Genomic DNA, 20,064 nt, shown 5'->3' with positions numbered 1-20,064 from the left:
CTTCTGCCTCCTGCCTCCTGCCTCCTGCCTCAAAACTCCAATTTCTAGCGGAGGGCTGCAAAGGTGAGATGCTCCCATTGGTATAATTAACATTTATAAATTCACAGTTTGCACAATCCTCAACAAACGGGTAGGAACGGGTTTAGCCATAACATTATTCAACAGTACCAACAAATTAATACAAACCCGTTCCTACTCCCCGATCAAATCCTTTACTAACATTAGTGCCTGATATCAGTATAAACTCATATCAGGCACTATCTGCAATCCGATCGCAACTTGAGTCTTTTTTATCGGATAACGGCTAAAGCACCGGCGCCAGCAGCAGCAGCGGCCGAGGAAAGAGCGGTGAAAAACAGCCACCAAGAGGCAACTTCTGCTGCTTTCCGGGTTTCTTCGGCTTGTTTTTCGGCTTGCAGTTTGATGCTTTCGAGGCGAAGCTGTGCCTCTTGCTGCAAGCGTTCTGCTCTTTGCAAGACGGTGTTGCGGCTTCTTTCAATTTGGTCGATCAAGCGGTTGGCATCTGCTTCGGAAATGTCCTCGCGAGAACTCATTAATGCTACTAAAGTATCGCGGTTGAAATGACCCAGCCGATCGCGCAAAGCATCAAATCCGGCTTGCGGATCGTCAAATAACTTCCGCACGTCCCGCGTAATGCCTTCGTAGTTGAGTTCAGGGCGATCGAGCGAATTGAGGTAATCCCGAATTTTTCCGAGAATCCCGTCAATTACCGACTGAATACCCTCCTGTATTTTCTGAATTTGGAGTGCGAACTCATCGCGCACCGACAAAATTCCATCGACAATGCGATTGGCTTCTGCTTCAGAAATATCCGGCCGCTGAGACAGCAGAGAAACCACTGTAGCTCGATCGATGTGTGACAAGCGCTCGCCCAAACTGTAAGCGCCGACTTTCGGGTCATGCAGCAGCAGTTGCAAGTCGCGCTTGATGGCTTCTGGATTTAATTCATCCTTGCCCGTATTACGCAAATAATCTTCTAAAACACCCTGAAAATCCTGCACTTGGCTTTGCACCCGTTTTGCCAAACGGCGCGGCGCTTTCACAATCGAGCCAAGGGTTTCCTGCACTTGGTCGATAATTTGATTGACTTGTTCCTCGCTCAAATCTTGTCTCTGAGAAAGCAGTTTTACCAAAGTATCGCGATCGACTTGAGACAGGCGGCCGCGCAGCGCTAAAGCTCCTTCTTTGGGATTTTCCAGCAGTTTTGTCAAATCCCGCTTAATCCCTTCAGGATTGAGTTCTGATTTGCCAGTATTGCGAAGGTAATCTGCAAGGGCGGTGGTGGTTTGGTCGTACTGATCCTTAGCTTTTTCTGCCAACTTTTGCGGCGTATGTACCGCGCTGTGCCAATTTTCTTCGGCGCTGTCGAGAAGCTGATTTACTTGGTCTTCGCTGAGGTCTTTCCGCTGAGATAGCAATTTTACCAAAGTTTGGCGATCGAACTTAGAAGCTCTAGCTCTCAGGGCCCACATTCCCGCTTCCGGGTTGTCCAGCAGCGTTTTGAAATCGCGCTTGATGCCTTCGGGATTGAGTTCTTCTTTGCCCGTAGACTTCAAGTATTCTTGCACTCTTTGCCACTGGTTGTCTAGTCGGGCTTGCGCTGCTTCTTGCAGACCTTTAGAATCTGCTAAAACTACATCTCGCGTCCTTTCCAACTCTTGAACAATCTGTTCTACTTCCTGGAATCCGAAGTTTTCGCGGCCTCGGAGAATTTGCACGAAACTGTCGCGGGTGTAAGGAGACAGGCGATCGCGCAACTGTTCGTAACTAGCGTCGGAATCCTCTAAGATTTTTTTGAAATCCCTCCCGATACCTGCTGCTGTCAGTTCCTCTTTCGGCGTCAACTTCAAATAAGTTTCTAGCCGCCACTGCAAATCGCGAGCTTTTTCTTGCTCCTCGGCAAAGATTACGGTTTGTAAAACGCGCTGTCTAATTGCTTCTAATTCCTGGGAAATTTGTTTAATTTTGTCTTGGGTAAAAACACCTCTACTTGCCAAGATTTCCGCAAAATTTGCCTGTTTGAGTTTTTCTAATTCGCGGCGCACAGTTCCCGGATCTGCTGTAGGATCGTAGAGAACGTCCCGAAATTCGCGCTCGATGGCTTGGGGGTTCATCTGCCACGAATAAGTGTTGAGTAGGTAGTTTTCTACGTCGGCACGAATTGGGCTGTAAGTTACGGGTTCGCCTTTGACTTGAGCGGTAATTTTATCAGTTTGCTGGGTAACTTTGTCTTTAGCTTCTTTGAGCTGACCGACTACTTTTTCAAGATCCAAGTCAGAAATATCCGTGCGACCCAATACTATTCCCATTAAAGCATTGACTGCCATTGTGGTTGCTTGGGACATCATGTTCGGGCTTTGTCCAGAATTTTGACCGCCCAGACTGCTGAGGGCTTTTTCTACCCTACTTGCCAATTTATCTGAGACTAAATCTCCAGATTTTGCAGATTTGAGATAGTCTACTAATTGCGCGATACCGTCTGATTGCTGCCCTTGTTTCCCTACTTGTTTCCAAGCATCTTGGAGTTGGTCTACAATGCGGTTTACGTCGCGTTTTGATAAGTCCGATCGCGAACTTACTAAATCTACGAGAGTTTGCCGATCGAGATTCGGCAAATTTTCGGCTGCAATGGTTTTTAGTTGCGGATCGTTGAGCAATTTTTCAAACTCGCTACGCATCCCTTTGATGTCTAATTCCGGCGGTTTCAGGCTTTGGATGTAGTCTTCGACGTTTTCGCGCAAGCTTGTGGGGTCGATCGCGCTACCGAGTTCATGGCCCACTGCTGCTGCTGCTGCTTTGGCTGTGGCGACTACTTGGTTGCTGGCTGCTTTTGCGCCGATAGCCGAGGCTGCGGTGCCGACAATGGCTTGAAAGCCTGCTGTGGCGCTGTTGACGACGGAACCGATCAAGGAACCGACGGTGGTGGAACTCACCCAAACAAGCATTGAGAAATAGGTTGCCCACACGACTAAACCGACGATCGCACCTAAACCGGGACTGCTAATCAAGCTGAGCTTAACTGCAAGCAAGCAAGCAAAGAATAGGGCGATGGTGACGGTAATCAGCGTCCAAGTGCCTACTTTTCTGCCGATGTGGCGGACTGGGGAACTGCCGCTATCCGACTGGTGGTCGTCGTCGTGGGATTGTCCCATGTACGAAAGACCCGCGGCTACTGATAAATTTGTTAGCAAAAGTTGGAAAGCGCAGGCGAGTACCACTCCAGCTATCAAGGCGATGAAAAATTGCGGCCCGGAATAAAGGAGTGCTGCGTCTTCTGCTGTGTTTGTAGTAGTCTGCTCTACTGGCACTTGGGCCAGCCAGAACCCGATGTTATACAGTTGTGGATTTATTGGCAAATTTTGATACATAGTATATTCCTCGTTAAGGAGTGGGTGCGCGCGCTCATTGGCGCAAGTTAACCAATGTATAGTTTTAGACTCATGCCCCCAATGGCAAGCATCGCCTTATTGACGAGCTAAAGCATCCCCCTACAGTCGGAAGTGTAGAAATATGTCTGCGGCCGGCTATCACTTTAGGAATATTTGTGGTATGTAAGTCTGATTAAAATAATCGCAGAGGAGAATCTGTGGTCGATCGATATTAAGAGTTGGTACACAAGCCCAGACAAATTGTTCAAAATTCATCAACCAATGCCATAGCAAATTAGCTTTGAAGGGATTCGATAGTGCAGCGAGAAAGTCATGCAATTATTATTGGCGGCAGTTTAGCAGGACTGTTGGCCTCTAGAGTATTAGCCAAACACTTTGACCGAGTAAGTATTGTTGAAAGAGATTTTTTTCCAGAAAAACCCGCACCTCGCCCCGGTATTCCTCAATCCCGTCACCTTCACATCCTTTTAAATCGGGGGAGAATCATCCTAGAAGAGTTTTTTCCCGGCTTAGAAAACGAACTGGTAGCTGCTGGTGCTCCTAGTTTAGATCCGAGGTCGATCGGGTGGTTTAGTCCGGCAGGTTGGGCCCCGCACTTTAGCCCGGATCTAAATGATTTAATTTTGTTCAGTCGGGATTTACTTGATTGGCAAATTCGCCGCCGCTTGGCTGAAAATACGAACGTGCATTTCCTCCAAGGAGGTACAGTAACGGGGTTGCTGGCGAATGCCTCACGCGCGGAAGTTGCTGGCGTGTCGGTGCGTTTTCGCGATCGCCACAACCCTGGTAACATCCATGCAGAGAATTTGAAGGCAGATTTGGTAGTCGATGCTAGTGGCAAAGTTTCCAAAACACCTAAATGGTTGAAAAGTTTGGGCTATGAACCTCCGCAAGAAACCGTTATCAATGCTTTTGTCGGCTATGCCAGCCGCATCTATAAATGCAGCGGTAAATTGTCAGACACAGCGCCAGTATTTGTGTCACTAGGGCCGCCATTTCGCACCCGTGGCGGTGCAATTTTTCCGATCGAAGGCAATCGCTGGCTGGTGAGTCTCAACGGGGGCGATCGCGATTATCCCCCCACAGACGAAGCAGGCTTTCTAGAATTTGCCCGCACTTTGCCAACCCCGACAATTTATGATGCAATTAAAGACGCAGAAGCAATAACACCTATTTATAGTTATCGAGGTACAGAAAATCGTTGGCGCCACTACGAGCGCCTCCGTCGTTCTCCTGAAAACTTAATAATTATCGGTCATGCAGTTTGCGCTTTTAACCCGATATACGGACACGGAATAACGGTTGCTGCACTGGATGCTCAGATGTTAGATGAATGCCTCCAAAAGCAGCGGCAGCGCTATCTGCAAGGCAATTTAAAAGGTTTCTCTCGACAATTTCAACAAAAATTAGCAAAATTACATACAATTCCTTGGACATTTGCCATCAGTCAGGACTCTCGCTATCGGGGAAGTGAAGGTGCAAAACTAAACCTCGCTACGCGGCTGACAATTGATTACATGGATTTGGTGTTAAAAGTGCTAGTCGGAGATGCTAAAGTTTGTCAAGCATTTGTGGAAGTTGTGCACATGATTGAGTCGCCGGCTGTACTTTTTTCTCCCAGTATTGCGCTTAAGGCGATCGGGCAATTACTCACCGTTCGGCAGAAGGCAGAATTAATATAAATAGTTTATACAGAATCAGGTTAGTTTTGCCAATTATATTTTATGAGCGCCGATGAAAGGAGATCAACGCAGATGAAATCCTATTCATCTGCGTTGATTTAACCTGATATGATTTCCGCTAGAACCTGCATGATAAAAAGGATGACTTTTGCGACTGCGGTTTTCTGGTATTTCACGTAATTAAGAGGGGTAAAATCAGATTTAGTACCGCAATTGTCGGTTTTTGAAATAAATCTAATGAATGGATTTCAAAAAATGTTTGTAGTCACCACTTACCCACAGGACTCAATAAACCAGTTTTTTTCCCCCTATCCCTCGCGCTTCACGCTATATAGTCGTAAAAAAAATCGGTTTCTGCCGCCTAAACTAATATAGACTTGTGCAATTCTCACTTACCAGCCAAACAATCTAATTGTTGTTGCATTTGGGCGGTAACTCGATCGAAACAAGCATCAACATAATCGCGATCGCGCGCCGCCTCCGAACCGTACCTCTCAAATACAATCGGTTCGCACACGCGAGTCCGAATTTGCACGGGTAAAGGCAAGTTTGGCAAAGGCCCAATACTCAATCCCCAAGGCAATCCCAAATACACCGGAAATACCACCGGATCGATGCCAAATAGCCACGGCATCCCCAATTCATGCAATTGCTTAACTTGTTCGTACAAATCTGCCAAAACTATCAAAGTATCGTGTGCACCGTGCGATACAATCGGTACAATTGGTGCTTCTTCTCGCAATGCTAATTTGATAAATCCCTTACGTCCCGCAAAGTAGATTTTATCGCGCAAATGGTGGGGGCGAAAAACATCTTGGGCGCCGCCCGGATAGACGAGAACTGCGGCATTTTTTCGCAAAGCTGCGATCGCCATTTTTGGATGTGCCTGGAGGGCACCACACTCAACCCCCATACTAGCAATCTCTGGGGAAACCTTCCATACCGTGGGGTGCATCAATCCGTAGGCCAAGCGTTCCGTGCCGTACCTGCGGAACCATTCGTATAGGAACATAAACATATCGGGAGCGGCGAGTCCCCCGTTGTGAGAACCGACAACAAGCATTTTTCCGCTCGCGGGTACGTGGTGCCAGCCGTCGCTTTGTACGCGAAAATAGTAGCGGTACAGCCATTCCCAGAAGGGCAACAAAAGCTGAATGAAGTCGGGATTGCGATCGTCTAATGATAGACCGTCAAAGGGATAGTTAGAGGATTTTCCGTCTTTTTTGTTAGTAGTTTTTGTCACTGCAAAAATATTTAACGCTTTGGTCATTATATAGCAGAAGGAAGAAAGCTTTAACTCTCGAATAGAGAAGGCTTTGGTTATTTGGGAAAGAAGGAAGAAGGGAGGAGATTAGTTGGGCTTTTCCTCTCCTTGTGCCTGCGCTAATCCCGATCGCCCTCCCAAAACAAGATTTTTCCTATCATTAATATGCTCCCATTACGAGGGAATATACCGCATTAGTTTTAGCAATTGAAAACCTCCTAAACATCGAGCGCGGTTGCTATAGCAATATAATTAAATACGGTTCAGATAAGACTGATCCCCCCTAGCCAAGAGGGCGGGCACGGGGAGTAGGGGTCGCACCGCCCCTACAAAGGGGGGGACAAGAAGTTGCTCTTGCGTCCCCCTTCTTAAGGGGGATTTAGGGGGATCTCCGGGGAATTAACAGTGTTAACTGAACTGTATTGCAATATAATTAAATCAGAATTGGCGCAAATATTTGGTTTCTGATTTGAGCGGGCTGGTTTTGTTCCGAGGTTTTGTGCTGCTTGTCTCCACAGGAACAAAACCGTTTGGAAACAGCTACAGCAACTGTCGCTGATCCCGCGGCGGCTTTAGCCACAAAAACACAAGTGTGCCTCAAGCCGATAAATTGCCGTTTTGGAAGATTTTATCAAATTGACGCCAGCCATCGGGTCAAGGCTAGCGATTTGCGCTGTTGGCCACAATTTTAAGTAAGGTACGATCGACAGTGGAGTTATGTCAGCGCGATCGAAGAACTGTATCCGGCTTGTGACACCTCACTACGACGATGGGGTCGATCGCGCCCATCGCCTGTCAATCTGAATATTGGAGCATCTCAACCACAATCTCGCTCTCGAATCTGCCAAGAATTCACATGAAATGTAGCCCCATATTACTCAACTGCAACAACTGACAGCTAAATGGTTTAACGAACACAACAAATGACTTGCAGTCCTAGTAAACAGTCCGGCATTTAAACACTTAACTGTTTACTTTTCCCCTCTGCCATTCCCCGACTCGGACACTCTCGCCTTCTCCCTCCCCCACTGTGGCATAATGAGCCATTTATAGGCGTAGCAGCTTTATGTGTCTTCGCTCAACTCACCAAACATTAAATTATATAAATTAAACTTGACTTGCGGTCATAAAAAAGTTATACCAAGCTTTTTTGTGGAAGACAAATCGATTTTTTTGCTATATTGACCTGCAATTAAGATAATGATTGTGGTTAAGTGAGGAGTTGAACGGATGAAAAACTTGAATTGCTGGAATAAGCCCGCTGCATTGCTGGGCGCGATCGCGATCGTAGCCGGAAGTTTGCAGGCCAATGCCATCGGTGTTGCCGCCCCATCAACATCCACTCTCAGTCAAGATGCGGAAAATATTTCCTTTGAAGATAGCGCCACCTTTCAAATAGCCCAGGCTGGCAACCTTTGTCGCAAAGTCACCCCCAAAGAAGGTTTGACCGTTCGCCAGAACCCAGACCCCAAATCCCCTAGAGTTGGCGGGGTACCACTTAATACTCAGGTAATGCTCTCCCAAGGCGCTACTTCTGTTAAAGCCGCCGACGGTCGCCTCTGGATTCAAATTACCGCTCCCGTCACAGGGTATGTGGCTAGCGGATATCCCAACAACGAGGCTAATTTAGGTTCGTGCACGACAGCCAGCACCACAATTAGTCAAACTCCTTCCCCAAGGCCGGCAGCGACACCAGCACCGGCACCAGCACCAGCACCGGCACCAGCACCAGCACCAGCACCAGCACCAGCACCAGCACCAGCACCAGCACCAGCACCGGCACCAGCACCGGCACCAGCACCAGCACCAGCACCAGCACCAGCACCAGCACCAGCACCAGCACCAGCACCAGCACCAGCACCAGCACCTGCGCCAGCACCTGCGCCAGCACCTGCGCCTGCGCCAGCACCAGCACCTGCAACGGGCCCCGTAAGTCTGTGCCGGCAAGTAGAACCTCGCGTAGCGCCGAGGGGTCTAGCTATCCGCACTGAGCCTTCAAGGACTGCTGCGGTTAAAGGCGGTGTACCTGCTAACGGTCAAGTAACGCTTGTACCGAATTTCCAGTTAGTGAAAGATAAGAATGGAGAAAACCGCAATTGGGTTGAGATTTCAGCCCCTGTGGCCGGATTCATCTCCGCTGGAAATTTGATCATGTGCAAGTAAACTTCTGAGTTCGATCGCTCTTTTTGACTAAAAGAGCGATCGACACCCAAAATAGTTTTAAGATTGTCGCGCAGCCAGGGAACAACGCGGAACCCAGATTGCTTCGATGACTTACCCAGGAATAACTTATTTCAGCAGGCAGCCAGCGGTAGCGAATCTTTCTGGGCCTCTGTTTTTCATCATCGGTTGCGTAAAGTCCTAGCTTCCTTCCTCGCAACGTATCCGGGGTGAAAGAATTTAAGCAAAAAGCCGATCGACCTTTCTACTGACAGCGGCCGCTTGCCCAATTTTGGTGTCCGCGATTTGGTTGACACTTCGATTGTCGGCCAATCCACATAATTTCCCACTTATTTTGCCTGAGTCTGAGTTCGATGCGGTGTCGCATTGCAGCAACAGAATCGTCAGCTAAACCGATAACTGTATGCACAATTACTGCTGTTTCTCCCGTGGGATATTCAACCGAAATTTGGTCGCTTTTTCGGCCTTCAGATTCTGTGTCGAGAATAAAGAGTTTTGCGGCGATATCTTTGGGGTTGGAGACGGTAATTTTGCGATCGGCAAGGAACTGTTTAGCGTTAAGTGCTTCGTAGTTCGATCGGGCGGCGGGCTGCCCCATTGCTGCGATGGGAATTTGGGTGCAGGCGAAAATAGCTGGGAAAAAGAGCGATCGCTTGAGAGTTGATTAGTTCATTAGGCTTCAGATTGTGCCAGAAACTTTTGTCTTCGAGATGCGAAAGCCGCCAAATCTGCCTCGGTGAATTGAGTTTGCTGCCATGAGGGACGCGACATTAGTCGATCGCACCAAGCTTGAATTTTTGGATAACCGTCTATGGATACACCAACCTGCGACGACAGCAAAGGCACGACGGTACCGGCAGTACACTCGGCAAACGTCACATTGTTGCTACCGAAAAAAGGGCGATCGTCCAACAAACCTTCAAAAAATGCCAGCACAGTATTGACTTTTTCCTTCGCCTTTCTTATTGCTTGAGGTTCAGGATTTCCCCAGCCCATTTTTTCGCTGATGAGGGGGGAAAGGGCCGGCCCAAGTTCGTTAATCGTGACCAATTCTACCATTTTCACAACTGCCAAATCTTGCGGTTCTTTCGGGAGCATTGCCGGTTCGGGATACTTCGTTTCTAGATAGTCAAGAATTGCCAGAGACTCGAAGACGGTGAAGCCATCATCGACCAAAACAGGGATGCGGTGAAAAGGATTGATTGCCACAAATTCCGACTGCAAGTGATCGCCGTCCAAGTGGATTTCTATTAATTCAAAATCGAGGTTTTTTTCTAAAAGGGCGACCCACACGCGGCGGGAGTTGGTGGAAATGGGAGTGTGATAAAGTTTCATAGCTGGTGGGGGTAATTATTGAAAGGTAATATAGCAATCCTCGCATCAGTTTCAATAACTGGTTAACTGGTTCCCAGGCAGAGCCTGGGAACCGATGTCCAGAGGCTCTGCCTCGGCCCAGACTATGGAGGCAGAGCCTCCGGATATGCGTTACCAGGCAGAGCCTGGTAACGAGTATAAAAACTAAATTAAAATTCCCTTAATTCCTTAATATCTGCCGAATTTCGCTGCTGCTAATTGTGATGGTGGCTGACATTTGCCTTATCTCTGCTCACTTTACGATTAATCAGTATATCATCCCACCAACTTCTAAAGCTCCTTTTATTGGCGGATTATTGGCTCATATTGACTTCCTGACGCACAGACGAGGTAATCGCCTCTACTAGAAATAATCGCTCACTAAGTGACAAATTCCTGGTTAATTCTACCAATTCTTGAAACGATATTTTTTTGGATATTTCTGAAAATTTATCATTCTGAGCTGGCGAAGAAACCTCACCATAACTTAAAGTTTTGACTGAAGTATTCTGAGCTAAAGTTGTCGTCATGTCTGCGTGGAGAAGCTCTAAAAATTTAATATCGTTCCCTAGATCGGCAGCCTCATCCTCATCTACATCTTCAATTACTTGCAAACGTTCTTTATAGGCATTGATTTGATGTTCAATGGCTTCTATAATAAACCTTAAATCTTTAAATGATAAATTCATGATACTTGCCTTGGTAAGAATAAATACTCATTGGCCGACTTGAGTTGAAAATACCCAAAAGATTATTTTTTCCGATGCAGGTAATTTGATATAAAAAACTAATCAAATATACTATTAATTATATTAGGAGGTTGGGTTTATCTACTTACACCCAACCTCCTCTTAACTTATTCTATTTTACAGAAAAATGTGCCTATGAGGTGAAGTGCCTCTTTGTATTTTTCTAGAGTCATCGGTCTACTGGGCTGGAATAACCAATGACCGTCCCGGTCATTCACTAATTCCAGTTCTGGTGGAATGTCAGTGCCGAGGTCTAATTTATACCAATTTTTTCCTGAGCCTGGACTCTCAAAGGTTGATATTCCTTCTGACCGAGACATTCCTCCTGACAACCTTCCTTCTTCTAAAGTAGGCATAACCCATAATTCATCTTGCTGTTCATAAACGGTAATATCTTTATTGGGTCTGACATTATCCATTCTAGGTGAACTAGCATTCCCCTGTCGATACAGCGCAACGGGTGTTTTAGGCATCTTTAATCTCCTGAAATTGTAAAAAATTAACTGTCACGCAGGGTTAGGTTTTTGGGTATAACCTCGCATGTGAGTACAGAGGCACGGGGGCCTTATAGATTGAGCGTTTAGTTAATTTCGCTTCAGAGTTAAAGTTATGCCTATGCTAAAAACCGTTACCAAAATAACAGGGCGGGCCCTAAAGCCCGCCCCATCAAACGATCGACTATCGATTAGTAATCGAAGTCGCCGCCGCCCATGCCGCCGCCAGCGCCTGCAGCAGCGCCATCCTTCGGTTCAGGCTTGTCAACGACGATACACTCGGTTGTCAGCACCATACCAGCAATAGATGCGGCATTTTGCAGAGCAGAACGAGTCACCTTCGCAGGGTCAACGATACCAGCTTCAAACATATCGACAAACTCATTTGTCGCTGCGTTGAAACCAACGTTGAACGGCTTTTCTTTGACGCGCTCAGCAATCACAGCGCCATTCAAACCAGCATTTTCAGCAATCCGCTTCAGAGGAGCAGCCAGAGCCCGTGCCACAATCAAAGCACCGGTCAATTCTTCGCCCTTCAGGCTGCTGTTAGCCCACTCTTCCAATTGAGGAGTCAGGTGAGCCAAAGTTGTACCGCCACCAGGAACAATGCCTTCTTCTACTGCAGCTTTGGTTGCGTTGATCGCATCTTCCAAACGCAGTTTGCGATCCTTCATTTCTGTTTCGGTAGCCGCGCCGACTTTGATGACTGCGACGCCGCCAGCCAATTTGGCCAAACGTTCTTGCAGCTTTTCTTTGTCGTAGGAAGACTCGGTTTCGTCCATTTGACGGCGAATTTGTTCGCAGCGGGACTTGACGGCGGCTTCGTTACCTTCGGCAACAATTGTGGTGCTGTCCTTGGTGATGGTGATGCGGCGGGCTTTGCCGATCATGTCGAGCTTGGTGTTTTCCAGTTTCAAACCGGCGTCTTCGGTGATTAGTTGACCGCCGGTCAATACGGCGATATCTTCTAACATGGCTTTGCGTCGATCGCCAAAACCGGGTGCTTTAACAGCAGTCACGTTCAACACACCGCGCAGTTTGTTGACAACGAGGGTAGCTAAAGCTTCTTTCTCAATGTCTTCTGCAATGATCAACAGCGGGCGGCCGGAACGAGCTACTTGTTCGAGCACGGGTACTAAATCTTGTACCAGAGCAATTTTCTTGTCTGTCAGCAAGATGAAGGGTTCTTCGAGAATCGCTTCCATCCGTTCAGTGTCGGTGACGAAGTAGGGAGAGATGTAGCCTTTGTCGAAGCGCATCCCTTCGGTGATTTCCAATTCGGTGGTCATAGACTTCCCTTCTTCCAGGGAAATCACGCCTTCTTTGCCCACCTTGTCCATTGCGTTGGCAATCATTTGACCGACTTCATCGTCGTTACCAGCAGAGATGGATCCGACTTGAGCGATGGCTTTGGAATCTTCTACTTGTTTGGCGTGTTCGGCAATTTTTTCTACCAAAAACGTGGTTGCTTTGTCAACACCGCGCTTGAGGGCGATCGCATTTGCGCCGGCTGCTACGTTACGCAGACCTTCTTTGACCATTGCGTGAGCCAAAACGGTAGCAGTTGTTGTACCGTCGCCTGCTGCGTCGTTGGTTTTGGAAGCTGCTTGACGGATCAGGGCAACGCCTGTATTTTCTACGTGGTCTTCTAGTTCGATTTCTTTGGCGATGGTAACACCGTCATTGACGATCTGAGGAGCTCCGAATTTCTTTTCGAGAACCACGTTGCGGCCTTTGGGGCCGAGGGTTACGGCCACTGCTTCGGCCAAAATGTCCATACCGCGTTCGAGGGCGCGACGTGCATTTTCGTTGTAGATGATACGCTTAGCCATAGTTTTTGGGGATTTGAGGGTTTGAGATTTTGGATTGGGGATGATGGATTTTAGTCATTTGTCCCGTGTCATTAGTTGTTTGGCGGCGTTCGCTTTAAACTAATGACTGATGACTAAGGACTGATGACTAATGATTAATTAGTTAACGATCGCCAGAATGTCTTTTTCTGCAAGCAAGACGTATTCGTCTGTGCCGAGTTTGATGTCGGTGCCGGCGTACTTCGAGTAGAGAACTTTGTCGCCGACTTTGACTTCCATTTCAGTGCGGCTGCCGTCGTCATTGCGCTTGCCGGGGCCCACGGCCGCGACTTCGCCTACTTGGGGCTTTTCCTTAGCTGTGTCGGGCAGAAGGATGCCGCCGGCGGTTTTTTCTTCGCTAGCGCTTACTTTCACGAACACGCGCTCGCCTAACGGTTTAACGGTAGAAACACTCAGTGATACTGCTGCCATAAATAAATCTCCAGATTACAGATTGTCGTGAGTCAGTCGTCAGGGGTCACGATGAAAGCAACAGCGGACTACTTACAACTGACATATTAGCACTCTCGACTCCTGAGTGCTAATTTAGCTTTAGTCAGGGGCGATCGCAACTTAGTTGTCAGTACGGGTTCCCGAACCGAAAATGAGTAGGAGGCAAGGAGAGGGGGAGAGAGGGAGAGAGGGAGAGGGGGAGAGAGGGAGAGGGAGAGAGGGAGAGGGGGAGAGAGCCAGAAGCGAAAAAGCCCGGATTTCGACTGGTTATGCCTTTAAAACTTGCCTCTTGCTTGCCCTCAATTTCTGAATAGTAAAAAACCTACCCTTGAGACGGGAGGGAGTGGGGGCTGTGATGATGACTTTCGATCGCTAACCAATTACTTTTGATTGATGAATACAATGACCGAACATAACGAGGAATCTTGCAGCCAAGGCTTGAGCGCTTGCGTCCAAAGCCTGGGAATCGCTCAAATCGAGCGACATATTTTTATCTGTGCCGACCAAACCGTGCCCAAGTGCTGCGATCGGCAAACCAGTCTGGAGGCGTGGAATTACTTAAAAAAACGCTTGCAAGAATTGGGACTCGACAAGCCAAGTGCCACTCGACCAGCCTGCGTCTTTCGCACCAAAGCCAATTGCCTGCGAGTGTGCGCGTCTGGCCCGATTATGGTAGTCTATCCAGACGGAGTGTGGTATCGCGACGTTACTCCCCCCGTCATTGAGAGAATTATTCAGGAACATCTCCTCAACTCAAAGGTCGTTCAAGAATACGCTTTCTTAACTCATCCTTTGCCTGTGCCTTCTGATGCACAGCAAAACATTTAAGTATAGCGCTGTTTAAAGTACAGGGTTATAATTAAATGTTAAGTTTCAAGGTTAAGGGTGAGAAATTTAGACGGTTGGGCGTCCGGGCGATCGCACCTGCTACAGCTCAATAAAACTGTATTTAGGTTCTTGTCTTCCTGGTGCGGCTTCCCGTGTTCCTTGTGTTTCTCAAAAGGTACAGTAAAAAAAATCCCTTGGAGGAACTGTGAAATTTTGTGCAAAAATTTCTCAGTGGCCGACACTAAGCAGGTTGCCAAACTACACTAGAAACAGTTAAATACGTAAGTAGGGAGTCTGCTTAAATTTCTCTATATCAGAAGTATCATTTTAAACCGGGGCATTAACCTGAAATTGAACCGATCGAGATTAAATATTTAACTTGGGCTCTGTTACGGAATCTCCAATCAATCAAGGCAGATATTGACAGGGCGATCGTCCATTACAGGTTTGGGCTGCATTCCAGGTCGTAAGACACTCACAAACAGCAGTCAATTATAGGTTGGAAAGCGGTAATACCCGCCCCGCTTTCCCTCACCGCCATCCCTTCAGTCGATCGTCGTCCTCCACTCCCAGCCGGGTGGCGGGGGACTGACCGAAAAAACAGAAGTGAAAACAAGGAAGTGTGCGGGATACTTTAGCGGGAATAAACATGACAAAGGACAATAATTCAGGAGAGCAAAAACGGCTGATGCTGGTTGACGATGACCCGAACTTGATCTTGCTCGTCAAGGACTACTTGGAGTTTCGGGGTTACAACGTCATTACAGCAGAAAACGGCAGAGACGCTCTGGAAAAACTAGAACAAGAAGTTCCCGACTTGATTATCTGCGATGTGATGATGCCGGAAATGGACGGCTACACTTTAGTCAAACACATCAGAGAAGACCCTCGCACTAGCTGGATTCCGGTTCTTTTCTTGTCCGCAAAAGGTCAAAGTTCAGACCGAGTAAAAGGCTTGAGCACTGGGGCTGACGTTTATATAGTCAAGCCTTTTGAACCAGAAGAACTGGTAGCCCAAGTGGAATCTTCTCTGAAAGCTGCCTCCCGCTTGATTCGCCACTCAAATCCCGGTATAGAGAGTGGCACAAAAATTAAGGCGCGCCGCAATGTCGAATTGACTCCCACTGAGTTAAAGGTGGTACAGTTGCTAGCGCAGGGTATGGCAAACCGCCAGATCGCAGACGTGATGAATGTCAGCCAGCGGACTATCGAAAGCCACGTCAGCAATATGCTGGGCAAAACAGGTCTGCACAACCGGACAGAGTTAGCTCGCTGGGCTCTTGAAAGCAAAAAGGCTTAAGCGGAGGTAGTCTGCGCTATGAAATCAGGGGAGCAAAATCTACTGCTATGCGCTGGGCGTATGCCTGCTTGGCGGTAGGGCGGTGGGCGCGGTAGTTTGAATGCGCCATTAACCTTGACACGGCAGCCGGTATTGAGTTACTAGGCGTATAGTTTGTGAGGGCCCCTCGCTCAAATGCAAGCAGGGTTAAAAGAACCCTCTGGCGGTAGAGCCGAAAATATGAAATACTGGGGAGATGGAGTTTTCTGAAGTCTAATCTATTGCCTCAGTTAGCTCCATGTTGCTAAAATGTGATATTTAGATTAACTTCTTTCTACAATTATTAGGTCTAAGTTTCTATGACAAACTTAATGAACCGCCTTTCTATTTTTGTGGACGGGAACAATATGTTCTACGCTCAACAAAAGAACGGTTGGTTTTTTGATCCTCGCAGGGTGCTCGAATATTTCAAAACTTCGCAGCCGAATGTCATCTTGATCAATGCTTTCTGGTATACGGGTCTAAAAGACCCCCAAGATCAAAGGGGATTTCGAGATGCCTTGATCAGTCTGGGTTACACGGTTCGCACTAAGATTCTTAAGGAATATTACGACGATGCTTCGGGCAGATATTCTCAAAAGGCTAATTTAGACATTGAGATTGTGGTTGATATGTTTAATACGGTGGATCAGTACGACCAAGTTGTACTTTTTAGCGGGGATGGGGATTTTGAGCGGGCGATCGAGCTGCTGCGATCGAAAAATACTCATATTACTGTGGTATCAACCGAAGGAATGATTGCGAGAGAGTTACGAAATGCTACAGATAGGTATATAGACCTAAATGAAATTAGGGAACATATCGAGAAAATGGATTATTAGTCATTAGTCATTAGTCATTAGTTATTAGTCATTAGTCATTAGTCATTAGTCATTAGTCATTAGTCAGCAGTCATTAGTCAGTAGTTATGGGTTATGGGTTATTAATTATTCGTTATTGGCGCGAAACACGGGACTGGTGACTGGGGACTAATTGCCCAGAACAGGGGACAAGTAAAAATCAGGAAAACACTTTTTTAGAGCTATGAAAACTCAACCAAGTCAAGACCGGATTATTATTTTCGATACGACTTTGCGGGACGGAGAACAATCTCCGGGTGCATCTCTGAATGTGGATGAAAAGCTGACTATTGCCCGCCAGTTAGCGAGATTGGGCGTAGATGTGATTGAAGCGGGTTTCCCTTTCACCAGCACGGGAGATTTCGAGGCAGTCCAAAAAATAGCCCGCTCGGTGGGCACGGAAGATGGGCCGACAATTTGCGGTTTAGCACGGGCGAGAAAGGAGGATATAAAAACAGCAGCCGAGGCTCTGAAACCCGCCGTAAATTCGCGAATTCATACGTTTCTGGCTACGTCTGATATCCACTTGGAGCATAAGCTGAAAAAGACGCGGGCTGAGGTTCTGGAAATTGTGCCGGAAATGGTGGCTTACGCTAAGTCTTTTGTGGATGATGTGGAGTTTTCGCCGGAAGATGCTTGTCGATCGGAACCGGAGTTTTTGTATCAGGTTCTAGAACGGGCGATCGCAGCGGGTGCGACTACTGTTAATATTCCCGATACTGTCGGCTACACGACTCCGAGCGAGTTTGGGGCTTTGATTCGCGGAATTAAGGAAAATGTGCCGAATATCGATCGGGCAATTATTTCGGTTCACGGTCACAATGACTTAGGATTGGCTGTTGCTAACTTTTTGGAAGCTGTGAAAAATGGCGCCAGACAGTTAGAATGCACGATTAACGGGATTGGCGAACGGGCGGGAAATGCAGCTCTGGAAGAGTTGGTAATGGCGCTTTACGTGCGACGCCAATATTATAATCCGTTCTTGGGCAGGCCTGCGGATTCTGAGGAACCGCTGACAAATATTGACTCGCGCCAAATTTACAAAACTTCCCGCTTGGTTTCCACTTTGACGGGGATGTTGGTGCAGCCAAATAAGGCGATTGTCGGGGCAAATGCTTTCGCTCACGAGTCGGGAATTCACCAAGACGGAGTGCTCAAAAATAAGCGGACATACGAGATTATGGACGCTGAGTCGATCGGCTTAACTGAAAATCAAATCGTGCTGGGTAAATTGTCGGGGCGCCACGCTTTCCACACTCGCTTGAAAGAGTTGGGTTTTGAAATGGCCGACGATGAGCTAAATAAGGCTTTTGTCAAGTTTAAAGATTTAGCGGACAAGAAAAAAGAGATTACTGATTGGGATTTAGAGGCGATCGCCAATAACGAAGTGCACCAAGCACCGGAACTTTTCCGGTTAGAATTGGTGCAAGTTTCCTGCGGCGACAAATCTCGCCCGACAGCAACTGTCACTGTGCGGAATCCGGCGGGCGAAGAATTGACAGATGCTGCGATCGGCACGGGGCCGGTGGATGCGATTTACAGGGCAATTAACCGGGTGGTAAACGTACCGAACGAGTTGATCGAGTTTTCTGTACAGTCGGTGACAGCGGGAATAGATGCGATCGGCGAAGTAACAATTCGCTTGCGCCACGAAGGCAAAGTATTTTCCGGTCACTCGGCAAATACCGACATTATCGTAGCCTCCGCAGAAGCATACATCAGCGCTTTAAATCGCCTGTATCAGGCATTGCAGCATACTACGGAAAAATCCTCAGAACAGCCAACTTCGATCGGAAATCAAGTTGTTGCAAAAGCACAGCGCTGATAAATTTCTTGTCAGCAATTTTTCTTGAAACAAACCGCAGACGAACGCACATAACAGCAGATATATCTAAATAAATCTGCGTTAATCCGCGTTCATCTGCGGTTTAAAATTAATTTTTTTTACCAATAACCAACTCTTGAAAAATGCAAGACGAAACTTTAAAAAAAGAGCGGCAATTCCACGATGCTTGGGCATCTACGATCGATATTGACGGCATTCGAGTTAATGATTACTTTGAAGCTTGCACCGCCCCAGAAAATAGATTTATCGTCCAGCAAATGGGCGATATTACGGGTAAACGCCTGTTAGATTTAGGCTGCGGCGCGGGAGAAAATAGCGTTTATTTTGCTAAAAAAGGCGCAGATTGTGTGGCGGCTGACTATTCTCAGGGCATGGTAGAAGTTGCTCTGAAATTGGCTGAGAAAAACGGCGTCAAAATAGAGGGCTGCACGGTGAATGCAATGGCGCTGGATTTCCCGGACAACAGTTTTGATATTGTTTACGCTTCTAATTTGCTGCACCATTTGCCGGAACCTGAAAAGGCAATTCGCGAAATGCACCGGGTGCTAAAACCGGGTGGCAAAGCTTGTTTTTGGGACCCGATGAAGCACAATCCGGTGATTAATGTTTACCGCAGAATGGCGACTGAGGTGCGGACGGAGGATGAAACTCCTTTGGATATTAATATTGTAAATTTTGTCAAGTCTTTGTTTTCGGAGACGGCTTATGATACGTTTTGGCTGACATCGCTGTGGATTTTTTTACGCTTTTATTTGATAGAAAAAGTGCATCCTAATGAGGAGCGTTATTGGAAAAAGATTATCATTGAACAAGAGAGATTGAAACCGGAATACTCTCGATTGGAAGGGTTGGATGGCTTTTTGAAGAAGTTGCCTTTGATGAAGCGCTTGGCTTGGAATTTGGCTGTGGTGGCAACGAAGTAATTAAAAGAAGTACAATAAGTGAAAGCATTTAATTAAGAGGCTAATTATGCCAGAAACTATTGCTGCTGTGTACGAAAACGGGGTTTTTCGTCCCTTGAGTCCTTTGTCATTGAATGATGGGGAAACTGTGCAAATCACAATTGTAGCGGAAGTGTCGCCGGAAGAACTCAAGGGCGATCGCGAAAAAGCGATTAAGTTGATGGATGTACGAGGATTGATGCGTTTGCCAAATAAGCAGGGTAAGCTCGATCCTGTTGAATTAGCACGACGTGAAGAGAAATGGCGCGAACTGTTTGAAGAACTGAAGGGAAGGCCGGGGACACCTGTCTCTGAAATAGTTATAGAGGATCGTGGCCCGTGGTAAATACTTATTTTCTAGATACCAGTGCTTTGGTCAAACGTTACGTGCCTGAAACAGGGAGTAATTGGATTCAATCGATTACTGATGTGGCTGCAAATAACGATTTAACTATTAGCCAGATTACATGGGTGGAGTTACACAGCGCCTTGTCGCGTCGTCAGCGGGAGGGGAGTATGTCTGCTGGTGAACTTGACATAATTTTGCAAAAGTTTCGCAATGAATTCGAGACCAAGTATCGAATCATTGAAGTTGACCAAGCGTTGATTGAAAGTGCAGGTCAATTGGTTGTGCAATACCCTTTGCGCGCTTATGATGCTGTGCAGTTGGCGTCTGGTATGTACGTTAAAACTCTGCTCATGTCGGTGCCAGAAACTCAACTAATTTTTGTTTCGGCGGACAATCGATTGCTGAATATTGCTCATTCAGAAGGGTTAGCTATTGATAATCCTAATAATTATCCGTAATCAAGCTATGTCTAGTGAGGAATGCAAG

General features: G+C 47.0%; 18 protein-coding genes. 8 read left to right on the top strand and 10 right to left on the bottom strand.

Annotation, left to right across the window (positions count from 1 at the left end; translation table 11 throughout):
* Positions 1-290: 290 nt before the first annotated feature.
* Positions 291-3,389, bottom strand: a complete 3,099-nt coding sequence (locus QT990_RS12600) for an MFS transporter (RefSeq protein ID WP_333465295.1) — start codon at positions 3,387-3,389, stop codon at positions 291-293.
* Positions 3,390-3,706: 317 nt separating this feature from the next.
* Between QT990_RS12600 and QT990_RS12595 the strand changes: the two genes are divergently transcribed.
* A complete protein-coding gene (locus QT990_RS12595) occupies positions 3,707-5,092 on the top strand; it encodes a 2-polyprenyl-6-methoxyphenol hydroxylase-like oxidoreductase (RefSeq protein ID WP_333140405.1) in 1,386 nt (461 codons plus the stop codon).
* Between the two features lie 388 nt (positions 5,093-5,480).
* Here the strand turns inward: QT990_RS12595 and QT990_RS12590 are convergent, their stop codons facing one another.
* From QT990_RS12590 to groES, 9 genes are all read right to left on the bottom strand, one after another.
* A complete protein-coding gene (locus QT990_RS12590) occupies positions 5,481-6,362 on the bottom strand; it encodes a lysophospholipid acyltransferase family protein (RefSeq protein ID WP_333140403.1) in 882 nt (293 codons plus the stop codon).
* Between the two features lie 1,118 nt (positions 6,363-7,480).
* Entirely contained in the window at positions 7,481-7,672 is a 192-nt protein-coding gene (locus QT990_RS12585) for a hypothetical protein (protein ID WP_333140401.1), read from the bottom strand.
* Between the two features lie 341 nt (positions 7,673-8,013).
* On the bottom strand, positions 8,014-8,277 hold the full coding sequence (locus QT990_RS12580) for a hypothetical protein (protein ID WP_333300502.1): 264 nt from the start codon (positions 8,275-8,277) through the stop codon (positions 8,014-8,016).
* Positions 8,278-8,781: 504 nt separating this feature from the next.
* Positions 8,782-9,135 carry a hypothetical protein gene (locus QT990_RS12575; protein ID WP_333140397.1) on the bottom strand — a complete coding sequence of 118 codons (354 nt, stop codon included), beginning with the start codon at positions 9,133-9,135 and terminating at the stop codon, positions 8,782-8,784.
* 74 nt (positions 9,136-9,209) lie between these two features.
* Positions 9,210-9,872 carry a glutathione S-transferase family protein gene (locus QT990_RS12570; protein ID WP_333140394.1) on the bottom strand — a complete coding sequence of 221 codons (663 nt, stop codon included), beginning with the start codon at positions 9,870-9,872 and terminating at the stop codon, positions 9,210-9,212.
* A 332-nt stretch (positions 9,873-10,204) separates the two neighbouring features.
* The gene (locus tag QT990_RS12565) at positions 10,205-10,579 is read right to left on the bottom strand and encodes a hypothetical protein (RefSeq protein WP_333140392.1); all 375 of its coding nucleotides are present in this window, start codon (positions 10,577-10,579) and stop codon (positions 10,205-10,207) included.
* A 167-nt stretch (positions 10,580-10,746) separates the two neighbouring features.
* Positions 10,747-11,112 carry a Tse2 family ADP-ribosyltransferase toxin gene (locus tag QT990_RS12560; protein ID WP_333140390.1) on the bottom strand — a complete coding sequence of 122 codons (366 nt, stop codon included), beginning with the start codon at positions 11,110-11,112 and terminating at the stop codon, positions 10,747-10,749.
* A gap of 212 nt (positions 11,113-11,324) precedes the next feature.
* Positions 11,325-12,965 (bottom strand): chaperonin GroEL, encoded by a 1,641-nt coding sequence (gene groL / locus QT990_RS12555; RefSeq protein WP_333046934.1) that lies wholly within the window; start codon positions 12,963-12,965, stop codon positions 11,325-11,327.
* A 138-nt stretch (positions 12,966-13,103) separates the two neighbouring features.
* A complete protein-coding gene (groES, locus tag QT990_RS12550; protein WP_006633072.1) occupies positions 13,104-13,415 on the bottom strand; it encodes a co-chaperone GroES in 312 nt (103 codons plus the stop codon).
* 423 nt (positions 13,416-13,838) lie between these two features.
* On the opposite strand from groES, the gene QT990_RS12545 reads away from it, so the two are divergent.
* The 7 genes from QT990_RS12545 (at position 13,839) to QT990_RS12515 (ending at position 20,036) form a co-directional block, all read left to right on the top strand.
* A complete protein-coding gene (locus QT990_RS12545; protein ID WP_333140387.1) occupies positions 13,839-14,264 on the top strand; it encodes a ferredoxin in 426 nt (141 codons plus the stop codon).
* Between the two features lie 649 nt (positions 14,265-14,913).
* Entirely contained in the window at positions 14,914-15,564 is a 651-nt protein-coding gene (locus tag QT990_RS12540) for a response regulator transcription factor (protein ID WP_333105463.1), read from the top strand.
* A gap of 338 nt (positions 15,565-15,902) precedes the next feature.
* Positions 15,903-16,424, top strand: a complete 522-nt coding sequence (locus tag QT990_RS12535) for a LabA-like NYN domain-containing protein (protein ID WP_006633075.1) — start codon at positions 15,903-15,905, stop codon at positions 16,422-16,424.
* Positions 16,425-16,626: 202 nt separating this feature from the next.
* The gene (locus tag QT990_RS12530; RefSeq protein ID WP_333140385.1) at positions 16,627-18,267 is read left to right on the top strand and encodes a 2-isopropylmalate synthase; all 1,641 of its coding nucleotides are present in this window, start codon (positions 16,627-16,629) and stop codon (positions 18,265-18,267) included.
* A 143-nt stretch (positions 18,268-18,410) separates the two neighbouring features.
* A complete protein-coding gene (locus QT990_RS12525; protein ID WP_333140383.1) occupies positions 18,411-19,211 on the top strand; it encodes a class I SAM-dependent methyltransferase in 801 nt (266 codons plus the stop codon).
* A 46-nt stretch (positions 19,212-19,257) separates the two neighbouring features.
* Positions 19,258-19,575: an antitoxin family protein gene (locus QT990_RS12520; protein ID WP_333140381.1), complete on the top strand. Its 318-nt coding sequence runs from the start codon at positions 19,258-19,260 to the stop codon at positions 19,573-19,575.
* The gene (locus QT990_RS12515; RefSeq protein WP_333140379.1) at positions 19,569-20,036 is read left to right on the top strand and encodes a type II toxin-antitoxin system VapC family toxin; all 468 of its coding nucleotides are present in this window, start codon (positions 19,569-19,571) and stop codon (positions 20,034-20,036) included. Before QT990_RS12520 ends, QT990_RS12515 begins: the two co-directional genes overlap by 7 nt.
* The last annotated feature ends 28 nt before the right edge of the window (positions 20,037-20,064 follow it).

The sequence above is a fragment of the Microcoleus sp. T3_B1 genome, from assembly GCF_036700445.1.
Taxonomy (GTDB): Bacteria; Cyanobacteriota; Cyanobacteriia; order Cyanobacteriales; family Microcoleaceae; genus Microcoleus.
This window is presented reverse-complemented; position numbering and strand designations above follow the sequence as displayed.

What these genes read in the sequence shown, in the direction of transcription:
- QT990_RS12600 (WP_333465295.1), bottom strand. Translation starts at nt 3,389, where the DNA reads ATGTATCAAAATTTGCCAATAAATCCACAACTGTATAACATCGGGTTC.
- QT990_RS12590 (WP_333140403.1), bottom strand. Translation starts at nt 6,362, where the DNA reads ATGACCAAAGCGTTAAATATTTTTGCAGTGACAAAAACTACTAACAAA.
- QT990_RS12585 (WP_333140401.1), bottom strand. Translation starts at nt 7,672, where the DNA reads ATGGCATTGGCCTGCAAACTTCCGGCTACGATCGCGATCGCGCCCAGC.
- QT990_RS12575 (WP_333140397.1), bottom strand. Translation starts at nt 9,135, where the DNA reads ATGGGGCAGCCCGCCGCCCGATCGAACTACGAAGCACTTAACGCTAAA.
- QT990_RS12570 (WP_333140394.1), bottom strand. Translation starts at nt 9,872, where the DNA reads ATGAAACTTTATCACACTCCCATTTCCACCAACTCCCGCCGCGTGTGG.
- QT990_RS12565 (WP_333140392.1), bottom strand. Translation starts at nt 10,579, where the DNA reads ATGAATTTATCATTTAAAGATTTAAGGTTTATTATAGAAGCCATTGAA.
- QT990_RS12560 (WP_333140390.1), bottom strand. Translation starts at nt 11,112, where the DNA reads ATGCCTAAAACACCCGTTGCGCTGTATCGACAGGGGAATGCTAGTTCA.
- groL (WP_333046934.1), bottom strand. Translation starts at nt 12,965, where the DNA reads ATGGCTAAGCGTATCATCTACAACGAAAATGCACGTCGCGCCCTCGAA.
- groES (WP_006633072.1), bottom strand. Translation starts at nt 13,415, where the DNA reads ATGGCAGCAGTATCACTGAGTGTTTCTACCGTTAAACCGTTAGGCGAG.
- QT990_RS12545 (WP_333140387.1), top strand. Translation starts at nt 13,839, where the DNA reads ATGACCGAACATAACGAGGAATCTTGCAGCCAAGGCTTGAGCGCTTGC.
- QT990_RS12540 (WP_333105463.1), top strand. Translation starts at nt 14,914, where the DNA reads ATGACAAAGGACAATAATTCAGGAGAGCAAAAACGGCTGATGCTGGTT.
- QT990_RS12535 (WP_006633075.1), top strand. Translation starts at nt 15,903, where the DNA reads ATGACAAACTTAATGAACCGCCTTTCTATTTTTGTGGACGGGAACAAT.
- QT990_RS12530 (WP_333140385.1), top strand. Translation starts at nt 16,627, where the DNA reads ATGAAAACTCAACCAAGTCAAGACCGGATTATTATTTTCGATACGACT.
- QT990_RS12525 (WP_333140383.1), top strand. Translation starts at nt 18,411, where the DNA reads ATGCAAGACGAAACTTTAAAAAAAGAGCGGCAATTCCACGATGCTTGG.
- QT990_RS12520 (WP_333140381.1), top strand. Translation starts at nt 19,258, where the DNA reads ATGCCAGAAACTATTGCTGCTGTGTACGAAAACGGGGTTTTTCGTCCC.